Source organism: Shewanella sp. 10N.286.51.B2 (assembly GCF_041469265.1).
In the GTDB taxonomy this organism is placed as follows: Bacteria; Pseudomonadota; Gammaproteobacteria; order Enterobacterales; family Shewanellaceae; genus Shewanella.
Map to the genome: position 1 here is coordinate 1 of NZ_JBFRKH010000046.1, position 26,667 is coordinate 26,667.

Here is a 26,667-nt window from a genome sequence, read left to right on the forward strand (position 1 = left end):
CAAAATTAGTTACAGCCTCAAGTGGGTTGCTATATGCCTATTTCGTATGACAAAAATGACAAACTAAAATTTATTTAGCTTCCATGATGTGAATTATAACCTCTTTCTATCTAGTCGTGATTACATGTAAACAAAGCATTATCGTATTTTCGGCGTTCGTTAGTTACAAGAATAAGATTATGCTACTTGTGTCCAAATTTTGGAACAGTCGTAATTTTATTGTTTATAATTATCTGAGTTGGATAGGTCGACAGTATCATTAGGATCTAATCAAAATGAAATTTGAAGTAAAACAAGATATTTTTTCACTATCACCGAAAAACTTTAGGGAAGCTATCGCTAAATGTATACCTGTAGGTGAAAAAAATGCCATTGCTAGTCGTGACATAAATGCTAGATATGTAGCTTCCAGTACCGATAAAACTGACCGAAACACTAAAACCAAGCGCATTAAAGCTGCACTTAATTGGTGGTCAGGTAATAATAGTAAGGTGAAAGTTTTACCGCCAGCTAAGTGTAAACAGAGACTTGATGGCAATTATTATTGGCAAAATAGTAATGATTTGAACATAGCGCTTAACCAAGAATTAGCAGGTAATATGACGCTTTCAAAAGCGTTAGCTTATAGTTTAGTGAAAGAACATTTCTCTAATTTAATGCCACCAAGTGAGTTGTTAATGCTTGCTCCTTATTTTGAAGTGGCTGAGAAAAAACTTAATCAACTCAAACTAGTTAAAGGCGATAGAATTAACGCCAGTAAATATTTGCCTTTCTGTAATCAATGGAAAAAAGAGCCGATTAACCCTACTAGTTATACACGTATTTTTGATGCGATTGAACACAAAAAAGTGATAAGTGCTAAATATACGTCAATGCATACAGGGTTAGTACCTGATACAGTAATCATTAGTCCGCAACAAATTTTGTTGCAATACGAACATACCCAAGTAGTTGCCTATTTGCATAACCCTATTGATGGTAAAAACATTTATCGTCACTTTGATATTAATCGATTATCAGAAATCACTGAAACAGAACATTTAAGTTACAAGATACAACATCAACCAAGAAAGACCTTTAAACTTATTGCGTTAGTTCACCCGTGGGTGAGAGATAAACTTACTTATGTAAAGTTATCTGATGATCAAAAAATCACTCCCTGGGAACAACTAAACTTAGATGAATTAGCTTTATATGAAAAAATTACCCATTTTAAAGATCAAAAATGGGCAAAAGTTGAAGCTACCATTGAACTGACCAGTAAGTTTCTTGATCATCATGATGAATGGGATGCGTGGTTTTTTGTCAACACTATTGCTATATATGGGCCTGATTTTATTCCATTAGCGCCAATACAAGTAGTTAACGAAGTAAATAGTCGGTTAAGAAAAGCTACCGATATTTATACTCATTTATCGCCACATCTTAATTTTAAGTTGGAAAGTGATTAAAATAACAATGAGGTTATGTAATTAATAGAGAAATACCTTTGAACATTGATTACCCCAGTTAGATAGTCAGTGGTAAAATCAAAATAAGCAAAAATTCAGCGATTACTGCTACAGAAATAACTGAATTTTTCGGTATTTAATAGTTCTTCAATTGTGTTTGTTTTGTCAACAATAAGTAAGCTCAAGTGATGTTATTGATAATATCGAGTGAATTAATATTTACAATAGAACTAATCCAATTTTATCACTTACAGAAGTTACCGATAGAAAAACCATTATGATGCTAGGTGGTTATCAAGCAGGTTTTGTTGGCAAAAGTTCGACTTTATCAACCAAAAATTTTTAGTGTAAGTTGAATACAACCATATACTTAGAGTGGCATTTTAAATAATTAGCAGACTTTTAAGCTTAAGTTGAGTTACGGCACAGATAAATAAGGATACCCAATGCGCAAACTAGCCACAATAAGACTCTTTTGTAGTACGGAGCTTGTAAAAAAGCTAAATTCACTGACCCATTCTGCTTATGAAATAAACCTTTTGAGCCATCTGGTCAATTATGCTCCACTACATACAGCGGAAGCGACAACTGAAAACTTAGATGAAGAGCAATTTTATATCGCGATCTTGTCGGATATTAGCCAAGTAGCAAGCTTATCAATATTGTATTTATCTCATCGTTTTAAAGTCATTGATTTAATTGAGCAACAAACCAATGAAGAACTAAACATTTTTAGAACAATATTAGAAAATAACCATGACATTTTAATGCTGCCATCATTAAATGAAAAAACTAAGATTTTTTGCAATCAAGGTAATGCCGCAAACATTGAGAATATTAAGTTATTAATGATGGAAAAAATATTAGCTATTTTTTCTAATATTGGACTTGTAGGTATTGATTGGTATGATGTTTTACGAGTCTTCACTAAAAAAAGAAAGCTTTTGGCAATAATAGATTTCTACTCTGATGATATTAATTTCAACGATTTTCAATCATACATCAAAGCGCATTGGCAAGCTGAATTTTCTAACTTAGACGTCCCACTATCGTCTTTATGCCTTATGAGTTCTAATTCTTGGGATGTAGAAATTTCTGCTATAGAATCGGTGTTCAAGCCAATACATACTCGTGGTATTCTAACTCAATCTCATGATAACTATACGCAAACTGGCGCGTTTACAATAGATACAGTTCAACAAGTGACCAGTCGAGCATTTATCATTATCTTGATATAAATGTAGTTATATTTGTAGATTGTCGATGAATAAGGCAGCATTAAGCAAAGTATCTGTTTTCTAATAAATACACTGGGAAGTAACAACATCAAAAAAGGCTTTTACATACTCTGGCTTAAATATGATTATTTTTCCCTCCCAGTAACCTGTGAGCACTGATTTGTTATGCGTTATTGCCTAAGAAAACTAGGTCAACCAAATTTACTATCAAAGGCGAGTTTCTTTTTCCACTATACATTGATGGATTTAAGTAGTTGTCTAATCAACAATAACTAGTTATTAAAGTTTCAATGTAACAAGCTATCCATGTCAGGTTCTGTTTTACTTTAAAAAAATTCTTATATCGGAACCTTAAAGTCCGACCCTTCTGTTTCAATACCCACATCGCATGACCATATAAACAATATAATGGCGGCTTAACGGAGCTTTAGGTTACTAAACCGATCACGATTTGTCGCAAAGCATAAGTAACGTATTTATACAAATATACAGATACACACGAGGCACTCTATATGACACCAGAAAGCTTTGCATCATTGATAATAGTATTATTTAAGATCATCGTAATAGTGGTATCTATATTTAGGATGCCTAAGCGAACTATCTTTACATTTATTTTCTTTATGCTCAATTGGGATCGAATCACACCTTATGATGAGGGTATAACCCAACTTCAGACTTACATCACTTACTCAGTAACGATGTTGTTTATATTTTGGATATTTACAAAAGAAGGCATATTAGCTTTCCTAGTTGGTTTTGGTCTGGGCAGTGGCGCGATAGCAGATTGGCTAAGAAGAAGAATTTTATAAATTACGTAGTGACATGGCATGCTTAGAAAACTGGCAGAACATTGGCTACACATTTTGACTTGTGTAAAAGAAGATAGTGAGAAAATCGCTATTGGGGGTGTGAAAGCGGACGATAAAAGAGCAGGCGCTGACATCATTTAAGGTTATGACGGATAAAGTGGCAAGCCATTCTGTGGTAATAAATTAATTAGTAGTCAGTGGCGAACTCTCAACTGTTCAGTATAACTATCAGATTTTTCACGATCGTGCCATTAGAGTATGGGTACCAATATCGTGGTGCCTAAAAATGAAATTAAGGTGTTTTTAGTTGAATATATTCGACTAAGCATGAAAGTTGACAATACCAAATCCTGATGGCGGCTAGGAGATGATTGAACCGGATGTACACCAAAATAGAAGTGAACAAGCAAAATTATCAAAATTTGATTACGACACTTTTGTCTTATTGGTTGTTTAGCTTTTAAACAAGAATTTTTTTAGGAGAACATATTATGCCAAGACCAATTACTGAACTTACTAAGCGAGAATTAAATGCGCTTGAAAATAATTACCAAAGATTAAACCAAACTGCAGGAGGGATTTATAGTTTAGTTGAGGTGCGCCGAGAATTGCAACGGAGGGAAGGTGGCAATTTTGATGGAAAAACAGTCTTTGAAACAATTTTGAAATTGGCAAGACAATCCGATACAGGTTTTATAACCTACGGTCAATTGTTTAAGTGTTTGCACAAAGTTGACTGGGTTGGGAATGGCTCTCAGCAAAAACTTAATAAAGATTTGGGGGCTGTAGTTTATTACTGTGTACAAAATAAGTTACCTATTGTGACCTCATTAATTATTAGACAAAACAACAACCAGTTAACAAACCAAGCTAAACAAAATATTTATGATTGTGCAAAACAACTTGGTGTTACTAATATGCAAGCAAATGTAGAGTTATACATAAGTGAGCAACAAGAAAAAAGTTTAAATTTGGCAAGGTGTGATGGAGCACTCGTTTGGTAAATTTTGGATTAGTGCTCCACTAAGTCATATTCTATTATAGATATTAATCTGGTTTGCCGACATTCCCATAAGTGCAATAGAAATGCTTGCTGCTGCCATTGTCGAAATGTCTCATAAGCAAATCAAAGATACTGTAGCCATTTGGCCAGCTGCTATGACTTCAATTTAATTTGCTAGTTATTAATTGGATTTTTCATTATTAGTAGGTTTGGGATTAGGCATTGTGGAGCTTAACATCATTTAAATCATCGAGAGCTTTCAGGCATTTAGAGCAATATTAGTTAATAAGGGCAAGTTATGAAATTAATCGCATCGGGTGGACTTATATTTTCACCATCAGATATTACTGCTTTCGTGATTAGTCAATTTGCATCCTGGATGGATCGATTAGCGCTAACTCATCCACATTTAGCTCCAGAGAAAGATGAACCAGATGAATATTTAACTTTGCTTTCGACGAAGGGTAATGAGCACGAACTCAAACTATTAGAGGAGTTAGCTAAAGAATATAGCCAGCTTATCTCAATTGTTGATTTTGATGGTGGGCAACAATTAAGTGATGAAGCATTAGCTGAACGAACTATTGCAGCTATGCAAGAGGGTTATGAGGTTATTTATCAAGCGTTTTTAACCAATGGTCAATTTTATGGGCGAGCGGATTTTCTCATTAAAGTACCGGGGCAGAGCGCTCTGGGTAATTATCATTATGAAGTGTGGGATAGCAAATTAGCTAACTCTGTAAAACCTGCCTATGTTATTCAACTATGTTGTTATGTTGATATGTTGAATAAAATTCAACATAAAAAGGCTGACTTTATCACTGTAGCATTGGGTAATGGTAAGCGTGAAAAATTACGTACCAGTGATTATTTTGATTATTACCTGACAACAAAAGCTGATTTTATCAATCAACAGCTTACTTTTGCCCCTGAATGCCCACCTAAACCAGAAGACTCGAATGAATGGGGGGCTTGGTCAACTCACGCTCAAGAGTTATTGGCCAATAAAGATCATTTATCAAAAGTTGCAGGTATTACTAAAACGCAAATTAAAAAATTCAATGCTGCTGGTATTACCACGTGTTTGCAACTAACTGAACTTAGGGATGTTGAGTCAATAGGCTGTATTAACAGTGACATTGTCGCAACTTTACAAAAACAAGCACAAATACAGTTACAAAGTAACGGTCAAACTCCACCATTATTTGAAGTAAAAACTCATTTAAACGGTAAAATGACAGGGTTAGCTATGCTGCCCCCGCGCTCGTCTTTGGATGTGTTTTTTGATATTGAAGGTAACCCACTTCATCAAGATGGCTTAGAATATTTGTGGGGTAATACTCATATTGATAATGGTGAGAAGTGCTTTACTGACTTTTGGGCGCACAATCACGAAGAAGAAAAAAAGGCATTTAGTGACTTTATTCATTGGGTGTACCAGCGCTGGCTGCAAGACCCTCAAATGCATATATATCATTATGCTCCCTATGAAATTACCGCTTGTCGAAAGTTAATGAACCGTTATGGCGTGTGTGAATCCGAGTTAGACCAACTACTCCGTAACGAAGTGTTTGTCGATCTTTATAAAGTCGTTAAAGGGGCTATTGTTTTAGGCGAACCTAAATATTCAATCAAAAATGTTGAGCTGATTTATCGGCCGCAGGGACGTCAAACCGTGGTTAAAAATGGCGCGGCTTCGGTTGTAGTATATGAAGAATGGAAAGAAAAATACGCTTGCAGTAAAGAAGGGTATAACTGGCAAACATCTAAAATATTAGAAGAGATTCGTGCTTACAATATAGATGATTGCGACTCTACCATGGAGCTGGCAGAGTTATTGTGGGGTTTACAAAAGAAACACAATATTAATTACTTAGGCAAAACAGAAGTTGTTGAGGTTGAAATTTCAGAAGAAGCGAACCAGAAAACAACACTTCGAGATCAACTGTTAGCGCAAGCTGAACTTGAACAGCCTGACATTGCGCATGTGACCAAAAACATGGCGTGGTTATTAGATTTTCACCGTCGTGAAAGTAAACCTGTATTTTGGAAGTTGTTCGATCGTTTAGGCTTATCTGAACAAGAATTGGTTGACGATGCAGACTGTTTAGCGTTTTGTGTACGTAATAATGTCGAGCCATATCGCCCCTCTCCACAGGCTCGAAAATTGGTTTACCAATATCTATTTGATACTGAACAAGAGTTCAAGGGATTAGCTAACTCGTACTATGTCGTTGGTGAGGAAAATAGAAATGGAAACCCATTAAAAGTGTCATTGCATAAAGACGATTGCGACAGTGCAAACGGTATTATTGCTATTGCCAGTACCACAGAGCTACCTGAAAGTGTCGTACTTGTACCTGATGAGTATGTCGCCCCAGGGCCAATCCCAGAGGCGATATTTGATATAGTCTCTCGTTACGAACGACAGCAACTTAGCAACACAGCCATTTATGATTTTATGTTTAGGTTACCACCAAGAATTAATGGTCGATTAAATGGTAATCAAGCCATTATTGATGCTAGTTCTGCACAAACGACACTTAGTCAAACAATTACTGCAGTAAAGGGATTAGATAACAGCTATTTATCTATTCAAGGACCTCCTGGAGCAGGAAAAACCTTTACTGGTAAGCACATTATTGCTGAACTTTTAAAGCAAGGCAAAAAAGTTGGAGTGACAAGTAATAGTCATAATGCATTAAATAATTTACTGCTTGCTACGGCCGAATACTGCCGTGAAAAAGATATCGCGAGTAATTTTTACTGTACTAAGGAAACCGATACTCGATTAGCTGATTGCAGTGTAAATATAATTACAAATGGTCAAATTGCTGACTTTATCATTAATGCACCAGCTGGTGCCAAAGCCGTTGGCACAACCGCTTGGGGGTTTAGTCGTGAGGAGTTAAAAGATCAATTTGATTATTTATTTGTTGATGAAGCAGGGCAAGTAGCAGTGGCTAATTTGGTTGCCATGAGCCGCTGTACAAGCAATATTGTATTGCTTGGAGATCAAATGCAGCTAGGTCAGCCATCGCAAGCAACACATCCAGAGTCGAGTGGTCTATCAACGCTTGATTATTTGCTGCAAAACTCGCCTATAGTGCCTTCTAATATGGGGGTGTTCTTAGAAACGACTTACCGTATGCATCCAAAGGTAAATGAATTTATTAGTGAGGCGTTTTATCAAAGTAAACTAGGTTCTGCAGCGATTACAAGTCAACAAAGTATTGCAGTACCAAGTGATTATGAAGGACCATTAAATATTGAAGCTGGAATTCGCTTTATTCCCGTTGAACATGAAGGCAATAATCAAGTCAGTGAAGAAGAAATTGATGAAATTAAAATCATTGTCCAACAGCTTGTTGGCCGTAATTTCACCGACCGCCACTCTAATACTCGCAAGATTAGTTTACAAGATATACTGTTTGTTGCACCTTACAATCATCAAGTCAGTAAGCTACAACAAGCACTAGGCGTTGATGCTAAAGTTGGTAGTGTTGATAAGTTTCAAGGTAAAGAAGCACCAATTGTGATTTTTAGTATGTGTTCAAGTGATGCTAACGAATCCGCACGCGGGTTAGATTTTTTATTTGATAAACACCGTATTAATGTCGCCATTTCACGTGCACAAGCATTGGCGATAATTGTTGGAAATCCAAAACTATTTTCAACAAACGCTAATAGCGTTGAACAAATGGCTAAGGTCAATGTTGTGGCTAAGTTGGCTAAATATACAGAATTAGGAGTAGATATGAGTCATCAAGACTGACGTGGTTTAATTGATACGACTAACCCAGTTAAGACATAATTGATTTAACTGGAGATTGAAATGAAAACACGTAAAACCTATTCAAAAGAATTCAAACTTGATGCTATCGCATTAGTTAGAGAGCAAAAGTACAGTATTGCTGAAGCTGCTAGAAATTTAGAAGTAACACCTCAGCTTCTTGGCCGATGGATAAAAGAAGCAGAAAATGATGATGTCCATGCTTTTAGAGGTAACGGCAAGTTAACGCCTGAGCAGGAAGAGATCCGCAAGCTAAAAGCACAAGTTAAGCGCTTAGAAATGGAGCGTGAAATACTAAAAAAAGCGACGGTCTTCTTTGCCAAAGAAACGAAATAAAATACGCGTTTATTGCCCACAATAAGAAGAGCTGGCCAGTGATATTAATGTGTCACGTGTTGGGTGTGAAAAACAATAATTACTACAGTTATCAAAAGCGGAAGTCTCTGGCCCCTGTTGATACAGAGCATCAAGAGATGTTGCAGTGGGTGAAGAATATCGCCGAGTTTAGCGATAACACTTATGGACAAAGGCGTATTCAAAAGGCTTTGTATCCTGTTGGGCGTAAGAAAACAGCGCAGTTGATGAAAGAAGCAAACGTTTGGGTGCGCTATAAAAAGAAGTACAAGACAACAACCAACAGCAACCACAAGAAGCCTGTATATGATAATGAACTTAAGCAGGACTTCGACGTTCAGCGCGCTAGTCAAGCGTGGGTGCAAGATATTACGTACATATGGACTTCTGAAGGATGGCTGTATTTAGCGGTCGTAATCGATCTCTATTCGCGTAAAGTTGTTGGTTGGAGTATGGGCAGCAGAATGAAAGCACAGTTGGTTTGTGATGCCCTAACTATGGCAATATGGCAACGAAAGCCAAAAGCCGGATTGATCATACACTCAGATCAAGGCGTTCAATATGCAAGCCATCAATACAGACGGATACTAAGGCTTCATAAGTTTGTAGGCAGTATGAGCAAAAAAGGCTGTTGCTGGGATAATGCAGTAGCAGAAAGCTTTTTCGGTAGCTTGAAGCAAGAACGAGTTGATTGGCGCAATTATCGAACGCGGTATGCAGCTCAGCAAGATGTCCTGAATTACATCACGATGTGGTACAACAGCCAACGAATGCATTCTTACCTCAATTATCAAAGTCCCAATGAGTTTGAACGTGTGGGTAAGGATTTGAAAGATGTAGCTTAAGGAGCTTAACTAGGTTGTCCGAATTCAGTTGACCAGGTCAGCTTGTAGTGGTTCAGCAAAACTGGCCTCGGCTTTGTCCAGAAACGGGTTAGGGCGGCTAAATTATTTATGCCCCAAAACGTTTTTAAGATTGATATACCTTAGGTCAAACTGGTTTTGTTTCCCTTCAAAAATATAATACACCCACCAATAGAATGGCCAGATTTAATAAGCCACTACACTGTATACGTTTAGCAAGTCACACCCAGTATCAATAACCTGACTATTTAAAGATACCTGTTCATTGATAAATTTAGATCAGGTGATGTAACTTACAAAACAAGCCAGCAGTGGCAACTGTTACTTTTACAACTAAATAAAACTGCTTTACATTAGTAAGATAGTAAATGTAGGATGATATTAATCAATAACTTAATGGTCGGCTTTATTGAGCGAACCGTTCAATAAGCGTTAGATGAAATGACTATATCAATACCCGGCATCAGGAATGAACATGGCGCAACAACAGCTGATGTGGTTGCGGAGCAAATCGCACTTTGTAAAGCAAACTTGCTTACAATTGATAAAGTTGCTGTTTTTCGTAAGCCAAGAGAAAAGCGAGACGAAATAAATCGTAGGCTTAGGGGCTGTCACGATTTTATGGGAATGGCGGGTTCTCGAAAATTTGGCTGTCTGTATAGAGAGGTGAATCTAGACCCCGAGGCCGCGCTGGTTTGCGAGCACGCTATTCCGGTCACAGCACTAGTATCCTTATATGAAAGCAACATACCATTTGAAGAGTTGGTGTTTTATCCGGTAGCACTTATTAGTAGAGTTTCAGACCAGCGGTTTGGTCGCTTAGGCCTCACGAAGTCGGGCCATGATCTTCAACGACCATTTCTGCGTTACGATATAGCAGAGATAGAAATTGAAACTCACTTCGGTGAGAAAATTTCCTGTAAGGATTGGACTATGAGCGACCATTGGAAATTAGTTGAAAAAACACCAGAAATTGCGCTAATACGAACCCAAGTTTTACGCAAGCTCAATGAAGGGTAATGTTGCTGTACGCTTTTTCGATGTGTGCTGATGTAGTAGTGTGCTGATGTAGTAGTGTGCTGATGTAGTAGCTCAGACTTGATCTGACAGTTAGCCATTTTATATGGTGTCTGTCAGCTTAGATTTGAGGTAGATGTTTATCCGCCCAAATCTGTTTACCATCCAATAATGTTTCAAGTGGTGTTCGACCACAGCACATTTTGCCTTGATGAGTTCGATCATTGTTGTAGTAATTTATCCATGCGTCTAGATCTTTATGCTACTTCGATATTAGTCATAAGCGTACAATTCGTGATTATGGTAAATAGCCTTGGTTGCTGTTGTAAATGAACCATTGAAGTCATTTGGAAGGTGAACAGGCTGTTTTGAGCAATTAACTCGTCGTTAACCGATTAGACTACCTACTGTGGCGAACTCTATCAGAGGGTAAACCAGTTGGCGGCATTACTAAAGAGAATCTAGCGGGGCACTTTACAAGCTTTCAATTTGCATTCAGAACCTCTGTTGAGCATTACTTCCCACAAACCGATCCATCAGGTGCTAGCAAAATGAAGGATGTAGACCGCTTTGGCAATCTGTGTTTAATTTCGCCTAGCAGTAACTCAAGACTTAGCAATTATTCTCCGCAAGATAAGAAGACGTTCTATCAAGAAAACAATCGAGCGGAGAGCTTAAAGCAAGCGATTATGATGAATTACACTGACTGGGGCCCAGAAGGGGAAGGACTAATAAATATCGAAAAACACGAAACACTCATGTTAAATGTTTTATCGGATAGAAAAGTATAAGTTAGCTATAAGGTATCAATTAGTTTTATTGAAATAATATCGATTTGGCAACAGCAGGTAGCAAAATGGATTTACAACTGACAATACAAACTTCCGATCTAGGCTTTGACTATGACCTAGAACTACATAGCTGGCAGCAAAAGCTACAAGCCTTTAGAGTATTCGGTACTAAGCCTAAAGAACGGTTAGAGGGAGGACTGGGATTAGGATTAAACCTCATCACCCAGTTTTCATCAGGCGATGAATGGTTAGCTCAGATCCCTAAACAATATTTAGCAGTTACAAATACTTTTTCCGAACATGAATATCAGCTGTTGTGGCTTGCAGCTAATAGTCAGCAAGCGGCTCAATTGTTATTAATGCGACCATTGTTGTTGGTACTTATTTGTGAGCAATACCCGATTGATAATGACAAAGCGTTAGCGTTAAGTCATCTCGGACAACGCGACATTCTCAAAGAACTCGGCTACGACAACGCAAAAGCGACACTTAAATTTATAGACAAGTTAACACTCAAATTTGAGCGAGATGTAGAGTTAAAGTTTTTGAAAAAGCTGTTAGATAAAACAATGTGTCGCTACAAAGTTTTTAAACATCACCAAACAATAAACTATTTGACCATAAGCCTGGATAACCGATACCCATTTTTAACCTGCACAAAATTAGGCCATGCCATAGCAAATGATAAAAGTATCAAAAGAGGGTCGTTACGTGCTTGTTTAGCCGACACCATAGCACTGGGTTTAGCGCTCGGTATAAATGAGCCTGCGAACAGAATTGGCCAGCTTTCGTCATTTGATGAGCTTGAAGGATTGCACCAACGATGGATAGATCTTCGTAATGATATTGACCGACTTGAATCAAGACCAGTCGACGCTGATGTGCAATATCCACAATTTATTGCTAGTGAGCCAAACTTTGTCGCGATAGATAATTATGATGCGCTTATTCATGAAGGGATGACTCAAAAGCATTGTATTGCTGTTTATCACAATCGGATTGTCTCAGGACATTATTTTGCATTTAAAATGGAACGCCCACAAAGAGTGACCATTGGAGTGAAAGTCAATAAACGCATTGGCATGCTTGAATTGGATCAAATCTCCGGGATACGTAATGCAATCGCAACAAATGAAACTCGAGAGATAGTCTATACGTGGTTTGAGAGAGTTAAGAAAACCTATAAGCAAAAATTTAACCCTGAGTCTGAATAAAGGCTTAAAAAATTACGAAATGGATCTGGCCTTACAAAAGTCTGTTTGCATTTGTAGGCTTTATTAAAGGAATAATACACGTCAGTTATCAATATCACCAACTGAGAAAAACTCATTAAAAAAAATGCCACAGGATTTAAAAAAGTCATTTGGTATAACTGACAACAAAAAGCGCTCTGAATAGAATATTGCACCAAAGTTGTGCGATAAAATTATTTATTTCAACTTAGCTATCTGATTATAATAACTAAAACACCAAAGTCACGAAGTGACACAAAACTCATTTGGTATGAAAAACCACAAAAATTTTTTATTATAACTAAACGCTTAAATGCTATTTAACATAATATACATTGTGCGTAGTTGAGTGTGGGTATTTTTATATGCTTTTAAAGCTACATTAGACAACTAACATAGCTTTTAAATATGACCTTATTTTAAATTCTGAGCCATATTACCTTGATTATATCTTCAGATTTCACATAGCGTTGCCTGTTAAATATGCATATTTGGTGACATTAATTAGCTAAATGATTAAATGGTTTATTTTGTGCACTTTGATCACGTTCTGTCTGGCTAGTATGTAAATATTGTGACGTGGTATCAATACTTTCATGGCCTGCATCAGCTTGAACATGTGATAATGGTCTTTGGTTTAAATTGATGTCATGAGTTATACCGGTATGACGAATATTATGTGCGGTTAGTTTCCTCATGAGTTGACTGTCATAATCAAAACCATCTTCAAACGCTTTATCTGCTGCGAGATTTATTAAGGTATTAATTTCTTCACGAATTTGTCTTATCCCTAGGTTAGCATTTAGCATTCCAGAATCTCGACCATGACCAGCGGCTTTATGTCTAACAAAAATCGGATGCGTTTCATTGGCACTTGGTAATGCTGACAGGCCTAGGTATTCTCTATAGGATTTAAGACCTGTTAGTAGTGATTTCGAAATAGCAATATTTCTTGCTTTGCCACTTTTAGAAAATGGTACATAAAAATACCAAATACCAGTATGCGGATTCTTTTTAAATTGACTCATTAATGGCGAGTATCCAGCTCTAGCGCTGATTTCAGAAATTCTAAGATAGCAACTATAGAGTAAATTAATTAAAAACAAGCTACGTTGATGTTTTTCTGGCTGCGATATTGCTAACTCAGAAACTGTAGAAACCACGTATGACCATTGTAGTTCAGTAAAAGCATGATGATTATCATCGTCATCTTTTATGTATTTTTTCTTAACAGCAAAACGACTGTATTTGAGCCATAATTGTGCAGGGTTTTTCTCTGTGTATTCTTCACTAATTAAATAGCTATACATAGATGATACTATTGCTATTTTGGTTTTTAGTGCGTTATCACTCAAACTATATGGTTGTGGTTTTCCAAGTATTTTTTTACCTACAAATGGCCGCCATTGTGGATTTGGTATTCTTTCATTTATGCTTTTTTCTAGCTTAAATTGTGGCACATTAAAATAACCAATAAATTCGTTGGGAGGTGTTTCGCAGTATGCAATATACCTGGCGATATCTTTTCTAGTTACCATTATTGGCGATATTACAGCCACATCAAAACACCAATGTAGAAATGTGGTTAATTCACTTCGGTAGGCTTTATAGTTATTTTCACTATGCCGTTGCTCATATAACCAATCAGAGCAATGTTCAATAATTAAACCGGCATCAGTTACATTATCAAGAGAAATTTGAGTGATGTATTGATTAACGACACTATTACCTTCAAGTAAGAAGTCAGCAGAGTCAAAAAGCGGTAATACTGGTGGTAGAGTGTAATCCATATATTTTATATCTAATTAAAACATGTACTTATTCTAGCATTATCATGATGCCGATAACGTTATTTATCGGCATTAAAATCAATATTTTACTACTACAATCCCATTATTTGCTTACGAATCTTTGATTTGTAAAATTCCACGTTTAACTAATAAGTCCTTTATTCTTAGTGTTTCACTCTCAATTGTATGCAGTTTTTGTTTGATATCGTCAATTTTTGATGCGTTTTGCTCAATCCATTTAAACGTTTCCCCAATAACAGCAGCACCTGTCGAAAACGATATCCCTTTCAATGCGTGCGCTCTGGTTCTTATCAAATCAGATTGCCCTTCCTCTACTGCTTCAATCAATTTTTTAGTGTCTTGGGTAACACTATTCCAATACATTAATAAAATTTCGTCAGTTATTGTTTTATCATTGGTACCGATAATTTTAATTAAGTGCTTAAAATCAATACTATCATTAGCCTTATGGCGCTCAGTACAATCTACAACCTCCCCTATAGCTTGTGTGTTTTTGTCCCGACTCATATATTTACTTAGGGCAATTTTGAGCATTTTTAATTCAACAGGCTTAGCAATATAATCATTCATCCCTGCCCTAATACAATTTTCAAATTCACCTACAAGCCCATTGGCAGTTACTGCAATAATCGTCGTTGGGCTTAGCCCTTTGCGACTTTCTTCTTTACGGATTTTTTTTGTTAGCGCAAATCCATCCATATTAGGCATATGACAATCAGTAAGTATTAAGTTGAACCTGCCTGTTATCCATAATTTATATGCAGCATTTCCATCTACTGCTATTTCATGTTCATATCCTAGACTTTCCAATTGATTACTTAATACTAATCTATTCGTTGGCTCATCTTCTGCGAGTAAAATCAGATTACGATTTCGCTTTTTATCTACTTTAAGCGCTACCTCTACCCTATGGTTTTCCTCTATTTCTTTGTTTAGATCTAGTGTTGGGCTTTCAAGTTCACATAAAATAGCTAAACCATGGATTAAGTCGCTGGGTTTTAACGGCTCACACTTGACGACATAGGTCAGTGGATCAAAGTAGCCATTATTTTTTATCTGATGTGGATTTAAAATTATTGTTTTTAAGCTTGTTGATTCTAAAATATTAGTTTTATCGACTGCAGATGTAATCACTACAACTTGTTCATCTTTTATGGCGCACAAATTCTCTAGCTTATCAATTCCAACTTGGCTGACATGTAAAGGGTTTAATTGGGCTATAATGTCCTGACAACACTTCGAAAGTTCTTTTGATTCATGAATAATATAAAAACGGTATTCACTAAAATCTAAATGTTCAAATTCATATTTCGTATTTTTATTTTTAGTTATAGGGATTGACAGTCTAAAACAACTGCCCTTTCCTAATTGACTTGTTAATTTAATTTCACCACTCATTAATTCACTAAATGATTTACAAATACTTAACCCTAAACCTGTGCCACCAAATTTTCTTGTAGTCGATGTGTCAGCTTGAATAAAAGGTGTAAATAATTTTTTTTGTTGTAACTCTGAGATCCCAATACCGTTATCTATGACATCAACAACCAAAGAAACACTAATCCAATCAAATCTTGTTTTTATAATCACAACACCTTTTCTTTCTAAGCTTGAAAATTTTATCGCATTGCCTACCAAGTTAAGAATTATCTGTCTGAAGCGTACGGCATCAATTTTAACTTTATCTGGGATTTTTAAATCAGGACAAATATATAGCTGTATATTTTTATTATTTGCATTGATACAGAGTGCATCTACAGCTCTTTCTATTAAAGAAAGAATGCTTACTGATGTCAGTTCTAGTTCAATTTGTCCCGATTCAATTTTTGAAAAATCTAAAATGTCATTAATAATATCTAATAACGAAAACGAAGAATCCTTTATGGTTGCCGTCATACGCTTTTGTTCTGTATCTAAGTGAGTTTGTCTGAGTAAATCAATCATACCGATTACACCATTCATTGGTGTTCTGATCTCATGACTCATAGTTGCTAGAAATCTAGATTTGGCTTCGTTAGCATGTTTTGCCGCTTGGGTTTCTTTTTCTAACTCGATTTGAATTAATTTTTCATGGGTAATATCAATATTGATGCCAAACATCATTGTGGGTTTATTATTTTCATTACAAGATACATTCGCCGCGCACCGAACCCAAACTAACTCATTGGTTTCAAGGTTAAAAACTCTAAACTCAATTTTAAAAGAGCAGATGTTATGAATAGCAGCTAAGATATGATGTTTAATTTCTTCAACGTCTTCTGGGTGAACAGCATTAAGCCAATCTTGGTAAACAAGCTGTTGGTCTAAATTGATCCCATATAGCAGTCGCGTACCTTCATCCCACTTTAATTTATTCGTAACTAAATCTAACGACCAATTATTTACACCTCCTGCCTCTGATGCGATAGTGAGTCCGGCTAATAGCTCTTCTCTTTCTTTACTTATATTTATTAGCGCTGTTTCTATATTTTTTCTATCTGATATATCTTCAATTACAGCGATCATATAAATAGGTTGGTTTGTGACATTATCACACACTAATGATACTGATATGTTAGCCCAAAACTCACTTTTATCTTTCCTAACATACTGTTTATCTAGGTTAAAAAAATAAATTTCTTTACGAAGCAGTTGCCTAATTAGCATCTCTGATTTTTCTATATCAGTATCAACAGTCAAGTCTTTTATTGATAACTTACAAAACTCTTTCTCGCTGTAACCAAAAATTTTGCATAGCATTGGGTTAACTTCAACAATGTATGAATCAACATTTACTCTTGCGATACCAATTGCAGCTTGATTAAAAGCTGATTTGTAAATCATTTCTTTATTAAATAGTTTTACATACAAATCTATTTCGCGTTGTAACTGTTCTTGTTCCGCGGTGATATCTCTTATTAGTGCGAGGTACAATGTTTCATTTTTATGTGGTAGTTTACTAATTGAAATTTCTATAGGGATATATAATCCAACTTTATTTAAAAAATATAACTTTTCAGGTTTACTCACTAATTTTTTAATCCGCTCAATCATATTGTCAGTTGATTTTTGATGAGTAGGTTCCGTAAAAAACAAAAATAGTGATAAATGGCTTGTTATTATGTCGTCTTTACAACAGACCAAAATCCTTTCCACTCGTTCACTAACATTCAAAATAACACCGTCTTTGTCTATTAGAATATAACCGTCTTTACTTAATTGTGATAAAACATTTTTATTAAAAACATAAAATATTTTCTCTATTAGGTCGTTATTCAGTTTTTCAGGAATGACTTCTTTCCTACAATGGGTAGTTGGAGTTTCGATAATAGCTAGCTCATGCTTATTCAATTTACTTAAATGTAGATAAAGGATTAGCAGCCAACATGTAGCGAAAAAAGTGAGTGTTATCATATGGCCAGCTAAAACAACAATAGCAGCAAGTAACAAAACCCCATATATTATAAAAATGGAACCAACCCTTTTAAGTCCGTTCACATGTTAATTCCCTTTGAAATTTTACCCCGTAATCAAGCCCCTCCTTATTAATAACCGTTATTATTTTATTGGCTGGAAAAGGTTTACAGAAATAGAATCCTTGAGCAATATTGCACCCCAGTTTCTTAATTACATCTACAGTTTCTTTTGATTCAACACCTTCTGCAATCGCTGTCATTTTAAGATCATTGGCAAGTAAAATACTTCGTGTAAACAAAGCTTGAGACTTAGTATTTGTAACAATATTTTCAACAAAGCATCTGTCTATTTTCAGTTCATGAAAAGGTAACATATGTAATTGTTCTAGTGAGGCAAAGCCTGTACCAAAGTCATCGATTGATAGTTTAAATTTCATCATGCGTAATCTCAGTAAAGCTACAATCATCACTGATGGGTTTGAAGGGATTGCAGTTTCAGTTAGCTCGCAAGTAATCGAATTGCAAGATATTTTATTTTTACTGGTTACTTCTTCTAACCAAAAAGGTAAGTCCTCTTCATCAAGCACTTTACCTGAGATGTTAATTGATAAACTCAACGAACGATATTTTACATCCAATTTAGCAAAGTTTTTTATGGCATCTTCAACAACAGCTTTGGTAATACGTAGAATAAATTTATTTTCTTCTGCTGCATGTATAAATTGAGAAGGCGAAATCACTTTATCACCATCAACTATTCTAGCTAATGCTTCAAAGCCACAAATTTGCATGGTGTCAAGATTATATTGTGGTTGTAAGTAAGCGCGAACATTACCTTTATTTAAGTGATACTCTAATTGTTTAGATGTGAGGGTTGCTATGACTTGTGTTTGAGGCATGCTATCAGCATTAGTGGCTTTAACCAAAAACTCACTCAGCATTGTTGCGGTGATGGGTTTACGAACTACACCAAGAATATTAAGATGATAATAAGTGGCTAATACTTTAGCAGAATTAAGTAAAGTTTCACCTTCTCCGCTGAATAATACAATAGCACTGGTATATTGAATTTCTATGAGTCGTTGAAGTAAATATAATCCGTCTTTTACGGGCATATTTAAGTCACAAAATATCAAATCAAAATGTTTTTGTTTGATTAAATTAAATGCTTCTAATCCATCAGCCGCCTCGATAATTTCATAAGTCCCTAGTTGTTCTAGACTTCTTGTGAAAATTCGTCTAACTATTGGCTGGTCATCTACTACTAAAATTGAGTTAATGTGCTTTTTCACTCAGATTTCACCTATCGAATGTCCATTTCTTACTATGAGTATAGACCACTTAAACAAAACAGGTAGATAAACTAATTTCTATATTTTTAGTATTTTACAGGCAGCAAACATACCCGAGTATTCTTTAAATTAATTAACGAATTTTAAATAATCATTATTAATAACTGCATGTTATTAAATATTTATTTTTCTAACCATGCTAACGCCTTTGCTTTTTCTTCAAAAAACTGTACCTCACCACTCATAAACCAAGCTGCAACTTTAGCACTATAATTTTGCCAATTTTTATTACCCCAAATAGCCACTTTTTTAAATTCATTATTATGTTGCAGGCCAAGTTTTAAATCATCCCAGGCTGCTCGAAGTTCCCAGCCATCAAGTTCAGTTCCATCAATAAACACGTTTACTTTCGGGTGTTTTACCTCAGCTAACGCCGCATCGAGTAATGGCGTTATGACTAAATAGTCGTTATGAGTTAAAGTGCCAGTCGCCTTTAATGATAAGTACACATCGTCGTTAACCCGTTCTATACCAATACTCAATCCATGTGTTTTTACAGATGACATAATAAACCCCTTAGTTTATTGTGGGTATAATTAAATTTAGCAGCTTTTAAGCATAATTAAAGCTTTTGTTAGCTTTTAATGAGCACCTGATTGATAGAGGTTTATTTTAAGAACTGACTTTAACACTTGTAAAAATCTAGCAGCTGTAACAATAAAATCTGTGATTGTTGTTAAGGGTTATATCATTTTTAAGGCAAGTTAGAAATATAGAAGAACTTCGGGTTACTCATTGAAAAGTATTGTCTTTTTATATAATCAACCCCACTCATTGAGGCTGTGGCCGCCTCGTAAGCTATAATTAAGTTATTTGTCTAGCTTAACAATATGGGTTCTTTCTTGTTCACACTCATAAGACCCCATTTCAAACTCACGGCAAATCCACGGTCTATTTTCATAAATAGTACACATTAACGTTTCTCTATCTACTGCAGCGCACCATCCATCATCTAATCGTTTCATGGTTTGGCTACCCCAGCTGTCTTCACTGATGTATTGCTCTGGTACACCGGTGTCAGAAATAATCATCACTTCAAGTTTGCAGCAGCATGCTTGGCAACTTGAACAGGTGATTTCTGGATCAACAATGGTCGTGATATCAATAGTCATAATTTACAGCTTATAAGTAATGGCAAGTTTGAAGTGGCTTTTGAGGTTATGTTTTACGTTTTGGTAAAGCATAGAGTGTTAAACCTAAATATACAGCGGATAATAGCTTAACGAAGTGTTATTCACTATCGCAATTGTCATTTAAAGACTCAATTTAGTGATGTTTTATCATTGACAAGCCAAGGTGATGAAACATCCATCAGCTATTGAACGAATTGACCTCAGCTTCAGTAAGGTAACGCCATTGATTACTGGAAGTATTTAATTTTATCTCACCTATTTGCTCACGATGAAGCTGGGTTACTTTATTGCCCACAGCAAAAAACATACGTTTAACTTGATGGTAGCGACCTTCAGTAATACTTAGTAGTACCTGGCTTTCGTTTACTGTTGTGATTTTAGCTGGCAATGTCGGTTTGGTTTCACCGTCCAGTAAAATCCCCTGCTCTAACTGTTTAATCGCTTGAGTTGATAGCGATTTAGCTAAATGTACCCGGTATAGTTTCGCGCAGCTCATTTCAGGGCGAGTAATATTAAAAGACCATCTGCCATCATCAGTAATGAGCACTAAGCCCGTTGTATCTGCATCAAGCCTGCCAACAATATGTAATTCGTCTTTATTATCGATATCAATATCGTTAAACAATGAAGGATAATGTCCATCGACATTTGAACAAATCTTGTCTGCCGATTTATGCAAAAGTAGATATCGAAATGGCCTTGGAGTTAACGTCTGACTATTTAACTGTATGAGGTTATTCTCATGGACTTGGTGTTTTACATCCTTGATAACCCCATGATTGACACAAACTTGCCCTGCTTCAATTGCGGTTATCACCTGAGTTTTAGTCAGTGCAGTACTTCTTAATACAAATTTATCTAAACGCATAAGGTCCTAATACAATTGCCAATAATCGCTTCAAATAACTCGTTTAATTCCAGCTTTGTTCAATTGCGGTCGATAACGCAGAAGAGTAACTTGATAAAATTGCAGTGTGGCCAGCGGTAAACATGGCAAAAGAAGCATCTATAGGTTCTACAATACCTGTGCTCGTTACATCAACATTTAAAGTTGGAAACAACATCGTTTTAGATTTGATTACGATATCTTGTGCTTCCGTTAGTGAATACTCATCATTAGAGAATGCGGCATTAGACAAAATCGATAGCTCTGAATCTGAAACTTCTTCTATACTTGTGGCATTGTCTAAGGCAAGTACTGAATCTTCACTTGAGTCTGCTAAGTTTGCGATTTTATAATCTTCAGGCTCAGACCATGTGTAGCTATAACCACTATCAAAATCATAAATTCGACTATTTTCAAACTCGATTTTTGCTATAGCACCATCAGCAGGCAAATGAAAAATTACTCGGCTAGCATTGGTACTTTTGGCATAACTATTTTTTAATAACACATCATTAAACGTGTATTCTACTCTTAGTTCAAGGGCACTTTCGTCATTGTAATTGCTGACACAATGAATGCTTATGTTGTCGGTAGCATTACATAAACGTTTAACCGTTGTCTCTGATAAACCTAGTTGTTGAGCATTACTGCTAAAGTTTTTATCTATTTTTGAGTCTTCATCATCGTCTCCGGGATGTAAAATACCGTCGATGAGATCACAACCGCCAAGGTTCAAACACAACACGCTAAAAGCAACGAGCTTAATTTTTGAATCCATTTAACTACTACTCCAATATCTAATATCACCTCATTTTGACACGATAGCATTGTTTTTATAGGTTAAATAGTAAAACCTTAGCTTCATCATGCTTGCTTTCAAAGCTTTAAAATTAAGTCAACATTCATGGTTATTTCAGCTCCAACATCATTAACGTTTAATTCCTATGGTCTAAATATCAACCAGCTCATTAAACACAGCCTATATATGTAGGATTCAATCCTTCATATGGCATTCAGCACAGCGTTAATGATTGATTATGATGTATTTAAACAAATCATCGTAAAAACTTAAAACAGTAGTTATCGGCCTAATTTTAGGTGATTTTAAACATATTTTACGAATTAAAAATTTAGGGTAATAGAATGAAAAAGACATTGGTTGCAGCGTTACTTATTTCACTATCTGCAGGTGTTTCTGCAGAAACATTGAACGAAGCAGCCCATCATAAATTAGACTCAGCAATGGAGCAGTTAATAACATTAGATGAGCAAACTGATATTCTTATCACTGTTGATAAAAATGCTAATTTTGAACGCGTTACCTATCAAGGATTTGTCAAAGACGTTTATAGCGAAATTTATACCACAAGCCACAAAGCTAAACAGCTTGGGCTTGAAAAAGTGAACAAATTCTATGTTTATAATGAATCTAATATAGATAAGTTAAGTGATAAAATTGCCGTAAAAATTGATCAAGATAAACCAAAGGCATTCTCAGTTGATTTGTACCGAAACTATCGCAATGACTCTGGTAAATTTAGCTATATCGCTCGTATTATTGAATACAAATAGACTTTTTATTTACCGGTGACTTTTTATTAAAATTAGGCAGGCTGTTGAATATCAGTCTGCTATATCCTTAGCTATTTCAATAGCTCTTGCTTGCACATTCCATTTCGCCTCTAGCTTAATAACCTGTTCAGATAACGCTGTTAACTGCCCTTGTTGTTCTTGCTTTGGCTGGATTTTATTTTGCATTAAAACAACTTTTTGTTGATTGCTCCACCAGCAAACCAGCATGAACTCAACTTTTGCTTCTACGTTTGTATCTTCTTGGGCACTAGCTTGTGACTTAAGTGAGCGACTAAGCCTTAAAAGCTGGCAATCAATCAACCCCTTTGATGAGTAGTTGTCAAAGTAAAGTTGCTGCAGTTACGCCATTTGCGCTAAATCAGCCACATAATGACTAATGCTGATAATCTCTGAGTTGAGGTGAGCCACAACTAAGTTTGACGATGTTGGCAACATTTCAAAATACTTAACCTGGCAGGTTTGGTAGGTTTTACCCTGATGATTAGTGGTAAATATTTGATCGTGCGTAGTTTGCATGAAGGCAGTAACATCTTCAACTGACTGCCAAAACCCGAAAACCACGGCGGTATTTATGTTTTTATCATGCAACGGTGCAGCATAATTTTGCAAAGGTAGTTTATTTAAATCAGCGCGCCAGCCACCCGCTTGTGCTAAAAATCCGCTACAATTTTCTAATTGCTGCCAAGCACATTGGCTTGCTGTAAAAGCGGCAACATTATCATCATCTACAGTGCAGCTAATTAGTTTTAAAATTGTGATTACCCATCCTTATGCATTGAATTTAATCAGTTACATTATTTTGCTAATCGCTTTGCATAGCGATTAGCTAACAGTGCACAATAAAAAATCTGTATTGGGTGATACAGCATGATGGGTAACAAAATCATTCCCAATGCGGGATCAGATCCAAAAATAACCTGCGCCATCGGTACTCCAGCTGCCAAGGTTTTTTTAGTGCCGCAAAACACCGCGGCGATTTCATCTTCCTTATTAAATTGACATCGCTTAGCGCCCCATTGGACCCCATGCACCATCAACAACAGCACTAGGGTACAAATGGCAATACAATACAGCAGTAACCAAGCTGAAAATTCACTCCAAATACCATTAATAACCGAATCACAAAAGGCATTGTAAACAATTAAGATGATGACGATTTTGTCTACTTTGTTTATCACGGATTTATGTATCTCTATAAAGCGCAGTAATAACGGCCTTAAAAGCTGGCCAACAATCATTGGAATTAATAATAGTTTGGCGATAGAAAACACCGAATCCATCAGGTTTAATTCAGCGCCATCGAGATTCATAAACAGCTGAATAAATAATGGCGTTATAAAAACGCCTATAATACTTGAAAGCGATGCATTGAAAATTGCCGCAGGTATGTTGCCTTTGGCTACGCTTGTCATTGCTACTGAAGAAGATATGGTACTTGGCAATACGAATAAATAGCAAAAACCAAACGCTAGCGCTGCAGGCATAAAGGCTAAAAGTGAATCCCCAAAAAGTAGCCACAGGATCGGGTAAGCAATAAAAGTGGCCGATTGAATATAAAGGTGTAGTCGCCAGTTAGTAACGCCCGCTTTTATTGCCTTAGGTGACAGGTTAAGCCCATGTAAAAAAAACACCATGGCAATACCAATAGCCGTAACTTGATCAAGCTGTAATATCCCGCCAGACTTGCCCACATCAGCTGACACCATAGCCAATGCAATCGCTGCAACCATAGCGACTAAAAACCATTCTTGTTTTAATTTACTCATTATATTCATATCAAAAAATTTAACCTTAACAACTTAAAAACGTAAACTTATTAAAAAATCTCTTTACTGCAATGATTCTTAGGTTGAATTTTTTTCACGACTTTTTGATGTGCCGAATGAAAAGCGAACCTAGGGGCTCAAACACTGTTAGCAAGCATGACCAACAGCAATTTAATTTAACAGCCAATATATAAACTTACGACCATTAAAATTGCACTTTTATAAACTATTTCCTCGTTGAGGCGTATAACTATGCATCTTCTTTCTAACAGGATTCACCTATGTTTGGCATATTCAAACGAGATCCCATTAAAAACTTACGCAAGCAATATGATTTAACGCAAGAACAAGCCATGCAGGCACAAAGAAAGGGGGATATAAAAAGTTATGCTAGCCTTTCCTCTGCAGCAGAGAGTATTTGGCAACAGATTGAATTAGCACAACGACAAGCTAGTAAGTAGCTTTAAAACTCCAAATAGTTTAAATAGACAGAAGCTATGCATCATCATCTAAAGTCATGGCCTCTTTTATTTCATCACTATCAAAGCCTTTTCGAGATAAGTAAGCATAGGCTTTGGACTTTTCTTTATAGTCGGATAAGTCATAACGCTTTTTAGCCAGCTGACTTTTACAACTGAGATAAAAGTCTAACTCTTCTGTTAGGCTTAGTTGGTATATCAGCTCTTCGAAATCACTGACATCAAGAAGCCGCTGTTTTAATTCTTGCAAGATCAGCGTTTTGCCTTTGCCTTTATTATACAACTTGATAATTTCAGACTTCAGGTCAGCCTTGTCTGCTTTTATGGCTAATTTACTGCGCAGGGTGTCAACTTGAGGGTGTTGTGATAGTGCGTAATCAATTTCAGCGCGAGAAAACCCTTTGGTGGTCATCTGTGAATAAACTTTTTCTTTATTAGTGCCATGAAAGTGTTCAAATTTGTTTTGCAATCGTGCTGTCGCCATTTCAAATGAATCGACATTTTGCTCATGCATGACTTGTTCAATTGCGGTATCAATTTCAGCAACTGATACGCCTCTTAATTGTAATTTACGTTTGATAGCGCCTTTAGCCGTCTCATGACTAAAGGCCAGTTCGCAATAGCGAACGGCAAAATCAAAATCATTTTTCAAATAGCCACTTTCAATGAGTCTAGCGAGAACAGTGTCAATCCATTGCTGGTTATCGGTTTTACGCTCAAGCTTGGTGCGAATTTCATTGATAGTAAAATCTTGCTGACCAAGGTGCCAATAGGCACTGTTGAAAACATTCTCGATTGTTTTGGCTTGACGAAGTGGCTTACTTTGCATAAAAAATTTTAATTGATTAGAAATGACAAAGGCAGTTTAGCAGACCACTACTCTGTTCAGAACTAGAAGTTCTTGCCACGGTAAAATGTCTGCTTTATTCGTGGTAAATATTAATCGCTTTATGAATATTAACTATGCCCGTACATCTTAATTGTGACCGTACATCTTAATTATTTGCGTAGTGGACACAATCATTCTTTTTAGCCGTTTGTTGCAGCAGTTGTTTTAACTCTGTTTTTCCACCGCTTTTAGTATCATTGATTTGTTGTTCAATGGTTTGTGTTTGCATGACAATTTTTTCAATCGCTGTTTGTCTTGCGCCCTCTTCTGACTGGCCTGATAACACGAGTTGTTCAACAAGATCTGAATAGCGTTCGTAGACTACTCCTTTATAATAATCGGCCTGTGAAGTCATCGGAGTGTGGGCATATACAATTGAGCAGCTTAAAGCACTATTGATTTGCGTGAATGAATCCTGAATTTGAATGACAACGGGCTTTTGAGTCGATGGGCTAGCGCTCGCGCCAAAAGATAATATTGCTAACATTGAAATGATAAATACTTTTTTCATTATGTTTACTCCCGTTGATGAACAACTGAATTCTGATACTGATAATAAGCTTTAAACTTGCCTCTATTTTACCTACGTAAGCTAAACGTAAGCTGAACAAACAATTAACTTTTAACGTTTTTCCTTAAAGAATGCTTATTAGGTTATTTTCGGCTAATGGTTCGACAGCAGCTCGATAATAGTCGCCATTCAATCTTAAACACTCACGCTTACCTTGCTCATAATTTAGTACTTAGCAATGCTGTTTAGTTCAGCTCACTCAGCAAAGCATTCCCTCAATGCCCATAACAGATTAAAT

The 26,667-nt window shown here is 36.1% G+C and carries 22 protein-coding genes and 2 pseudogenes; 11 read left to right on the forward strand and 13 right to left on the reverse strand.

Annotation, left to right across the window (positions count from 1 at the left end; all coding sequences use genetic code 11):
* Positions 1 to 275 precede the first annotated feature (275 nt).
* From AB4140_RS12600 to AB4140_RS12630, 7 genes are all read left to right on the forward strand, one after another.
* Positions 276 to 1,451, forward strand: a complete 1,176-nt coding sequence (locus AB4140_RS12600; RefSeq protein WP_372001163.1) for a WYL domain-containing protein — start codon at positions 276 to 278, stop codon at positions 1,449 to 1,451.
* 446 nt (positions 1,452 to 1,897) lie between these two features.
* The gene (locus AB4140_RS12605; protein ID WP_372001165.1) at positions 1,898 to 2,689 is read left to right on the forward strand and encodes a hypothetical protein; all 792 of its coding nucleotides are present in this window, start codon (positions 1,898 to 1,900) and stop codon (positions 2,687 to 2,689) included.
* A gap of 512 nt (positions 2,690 to 3,201) precedes the next feature.
* Entirely contained in the window at positions 3,202 to 3,501 is a 300-nt protein-coding gene (locus tag AB4140_RS12610) for a hypothetical protein (RefSeq protein ID WP_372001167.1), read from the forward strand.
* Between the two features lie 491 nt (positions 3,502 to 3,992).
* Positions 3,993 to 4,505, forward strand: a complete 513-nt coding sequence (locus AB4140_RS12615; RefSeq protein ID WP_372001169.1) for a hypothetical protein — start codon at positions 3,993 to 3,995, stop codon at positions 4,503 to 4,505.
* 297 nt (positions 4,506 to 4,802) lie between these two features.
* Positions 4,803 to 8,279 carry a TM0106 family RecB-like putative nuclease gene (locus AB4140_RS12620; protein ID WP_372001171.1) on the forward strand — a complete coding sequence of 1,159 codons (3,477 nt, stop codon included), beginning with the start codon at positions 4,803 to 4,805 and terminating at the stop codon, positions 8,277 to 8,279.
* Positions 8,280 to 8,339: 60 nt separating this feature from the next.
* Positions 8,340 to 9,496 (forward strand): IS3 family transposase gene (locus tag AB4140_RS12625; RefSeq protein WP_372001173.1). Its coding sequence is split into 2 segments (ribosomal slippage): positions 8,340 to 8,598 and positions 8,598 to 9,496, totalling 1,158 coding nucleotides; the frame shifts between segments, so codons are not numbered across the junction.
* Between the two features lie 459 nt (positions 9,497 to 9,955).
* Positions 9,956 to 10,534, forward strand: coding sequence for a hypothetical protein (locus AB4140_RS12630; RefSeq protein WP_372001175.1), 579 nt, complete (start codon positions 9,956 to 9,958; stop codon positions 10,532 to 10,534).
* A gap of 118 nt (positions 10,535 to 10,652) precedes the next feature.
* On the opposite strand, the pseudogene AB4140_RS12635 reads toward AB4140_RS12630, so the two are convergent.
* A pseudogene (locus tag AB4140_RS12635) lies at positions 10,653 to 10,790 on the reverse strand (IS481 family transposase); the annotation flags it as partial.
* Between the two features lie 145 nt (positions 10,791 to 10,935).
* Between AB4140_RS12635 and AB4140_RS12640 the strand changes: the two are divergent.
* A pseudogene (locus tag AB4140_RS12640) lies at positions 10,936 to 11,322 on the forward strand (HNH endonuclease family protein); the annotation flags it as partial.
* 65 nt (positions 11,323 to 11,387) lie between these two features.
* Positions 11,388 to 12,536, forward strand: coding sequence for a PcfJ domain-containing protein (locus AB4140_RS12645; RefSeq protein ID WP_372001177.1), 1,149 nt, complete (start codon positions 11,388 to 11,390; stop codon positions 12,534 to 12,536).
* Positions 12,537 to 13,054: 518 nt separating this feature from the next.
* Here AB4140_RS12645 and AB4140_RS12650 read toward each other — a convergent pair.
* From AB4140_RS12650 to AB4140_RS12680, 7 genes are all read right to left on the reverse strand, one after another.
* A complete protein-coding gene (locus AB4140_RS12650) occupies positions 13,055 to 14,344 on the reverse strand; it encodes a site-specific integrase (RefSeq protein ID WP_102476811.1) in 1,290 nt (429 codons plus the stop codon).
* 111 nt (positions 14,345 to 14,455) lie between these two features.
* A complete protein-coding gene (locus tag AB4140_RS12655; protein ID WP_372001179.1) occupies positions 14,456 to 17,842 on the reverse strand; it encodes a PAS domain S-box protein in 3,387 nt (1,128 codons plus the stop codon).
* The gene (locus AB4140_RS12660; protein WP_102531237.1) at positions 17,829 to 19,052 is read right to left on the reverse strand and encodes an EAL domain-containing protein; all 1,224 of its coding nucleotides are present in this window, start codon (positions 19,050 to 19,052) and stop codon (positions 17,829 to 17,831) included. Before AB4140_RS12660 ends, AB4140_RS12655 begins: the two co-directional genes overlap by 14 nt.
* Positions 19,053 to 19,234: 182 nt before the next feature.
* Positions 19,235 to 19,618: an STAS/SEC14 domain-containing protein gene (locus AB4140_RS12665; protein WP_102476814.1), complete on the reverse strand. Its 384-nt coding sequence runs from the start codon at positions 19,616 to 19,618 to the stop codon at positions 19,235 to 19,237.
* Positions 19,619 to 19,921: 303 nt separating this feature from the next.
* The gene (locus AB4140_RS12670; protein ID WP_102438623.1) at positions 19,922 to 20,224 is read right to left on the reverse strand and encodes a YkgJ family cysteine cluster protein; all 303 of its coding nucleotides are present in this window, start codon (positions 20,222 to 20,224) and stop codon (positions 19,922 to 19,924) included.
* 199 nt (positions 20,225 to 20,423) lie between these two features.
* Positions 20,424 to 21,113 carry a pseudouridine synthase gene (locus AB4140_RS12675; protein ID WP_102438621.1) on the reverse strand — a complete coding sequence of 230 codons (690 nt, stop codon included), beginning with the start codon at positions 21,111 to 21,113 and terminating at the stop codon, positions 20,424 to 20,426.
* A gap of 43 nt (positions 21,114 to 21,156) precedes the next feature.
* Positions 21,157 to 21,909, reverse strand: coding sequence for a hypothetical protein (locus AB4140_RS12680; protein ID WP_102438619.1), 753 nt, complete (start codon positions 21,907 to 21,909; stop codon positions 21,157 to 21,159).
* A gap of 365 nt (positions 21,910 to 22,274) precedes the next feature.
* Here AB4140_RS12680 and AB4140_RS12685 point away from each other — a divergent pair, with 365 nt between their 5' ends.
* On the forward strand, positions 22,275 to 22,703 hold the full coding sequence (locus tag AB4140_RS12685; RefSeq protein ID WP_102438617.1) for a hypothetical protein: 429 nt from the start codon (positions 22,275 to 22,277) through the stop codon (positions 22,701 to 22,703).
* Positions 22,704 to 22,754: 51 nt separating this feature from the next.
* Here the strand turns inward: AB4140_RS12685 and AB4140_RS12690 are convergent, their stop codons facing one another.
* The 3 genes from AB4140_RS12690 to AB4140_RS12700 all read right to left on the reverse strand — a co-directional run bounded on the left by AB4140_RS12690 (position 22,755) and on the right by AB4140_RS12700 (position 24,490).
* Positions 22,755 to 22,889 (reverse strand): hypothetical protein, encoded by a 135-nt coding sequence (locus AB4140_RS12690; RefSeq protein ID WP_372001182.1) that lies wholly within the window; start codon positions 22,887 to 22,889, stop codon positions 22,755 to 22,757.
* A gap of 174 nt (positions 22,890 to 23,063) precedes the next feature.
* Positions 23,064 to 23,483, reverse strand: a complete 420-nt coding sequence (locus tag AB4140_RS12695; protein ID WP_372001236.1) for a DUF4937 domain-containing protein — start codon at positions 23,481 to 23,483, stop codon at positions 23,064 to 23,066.
* Between the two features lie 35 nt (positions 23,484 to 23,518).
* A complete protein-coding gene (locus AB4140_RS12700) occupies positions 23,519 to 24,490 on the reverse strand; it encodes a bile acid:sodium symporter family protein (RefSeq protein WP_372001184.1) in 972 nt (323 codons plus the stop codon).
* 281 nt (positions 24,491 to 24,771) lie between these two features.
* On the opposite strand from AB4140_RS12700, the gene AB4140_RS12705 reads away from it, so the two are divergent.
* Positions 24,772 to 24,951 carry a DUF6435 family protein gene (locus AB4140_RS12705; protein WP_102476817.1) on the forward strand — a complete coding sequence of 60 codons (180 nt, stop codon included), beginning with the start codon at positions 24,772 to 24,774 and terminating at the stop codon, positions 24,949 to 24,951.
* 34 nt (positions 24,952 to 24,985) lie between these two features.
* On the opposite strand, the gene AB4140_RS12710 is transcribed toward AB4140_RS12705, so the two are convergent.
* Both AB4140_RS12710 and AB4140_RS12715 read right to left on the reverse strand, forming a co-directional pair.
* On the reverse strand, positions 24,986 to 25,798 hold the full coding sequence (locus AB4140_RS12710) for a RecX family transcriptional regulator (protein ID WP_303461292.1): 813 nt from the start codon (positions 25,796 to 25,798) through the stop codon (positions 24,986 to 24,988).
* Positions 25,799 to 25,964: 166 nt separating this feature from the next.
* Positions 25,965 to 26,369, reverse strand: coding sequence for a hypothetical protein (locus AB4140_RS12715; protein WP_102531371.1), 405 nt, complete (start codon positions 26,367 to 26,369; stop codon positions 25,965 to 25,967).
* Positions 26,370 to 26,667: the final 298 nt, after the last annotated feature.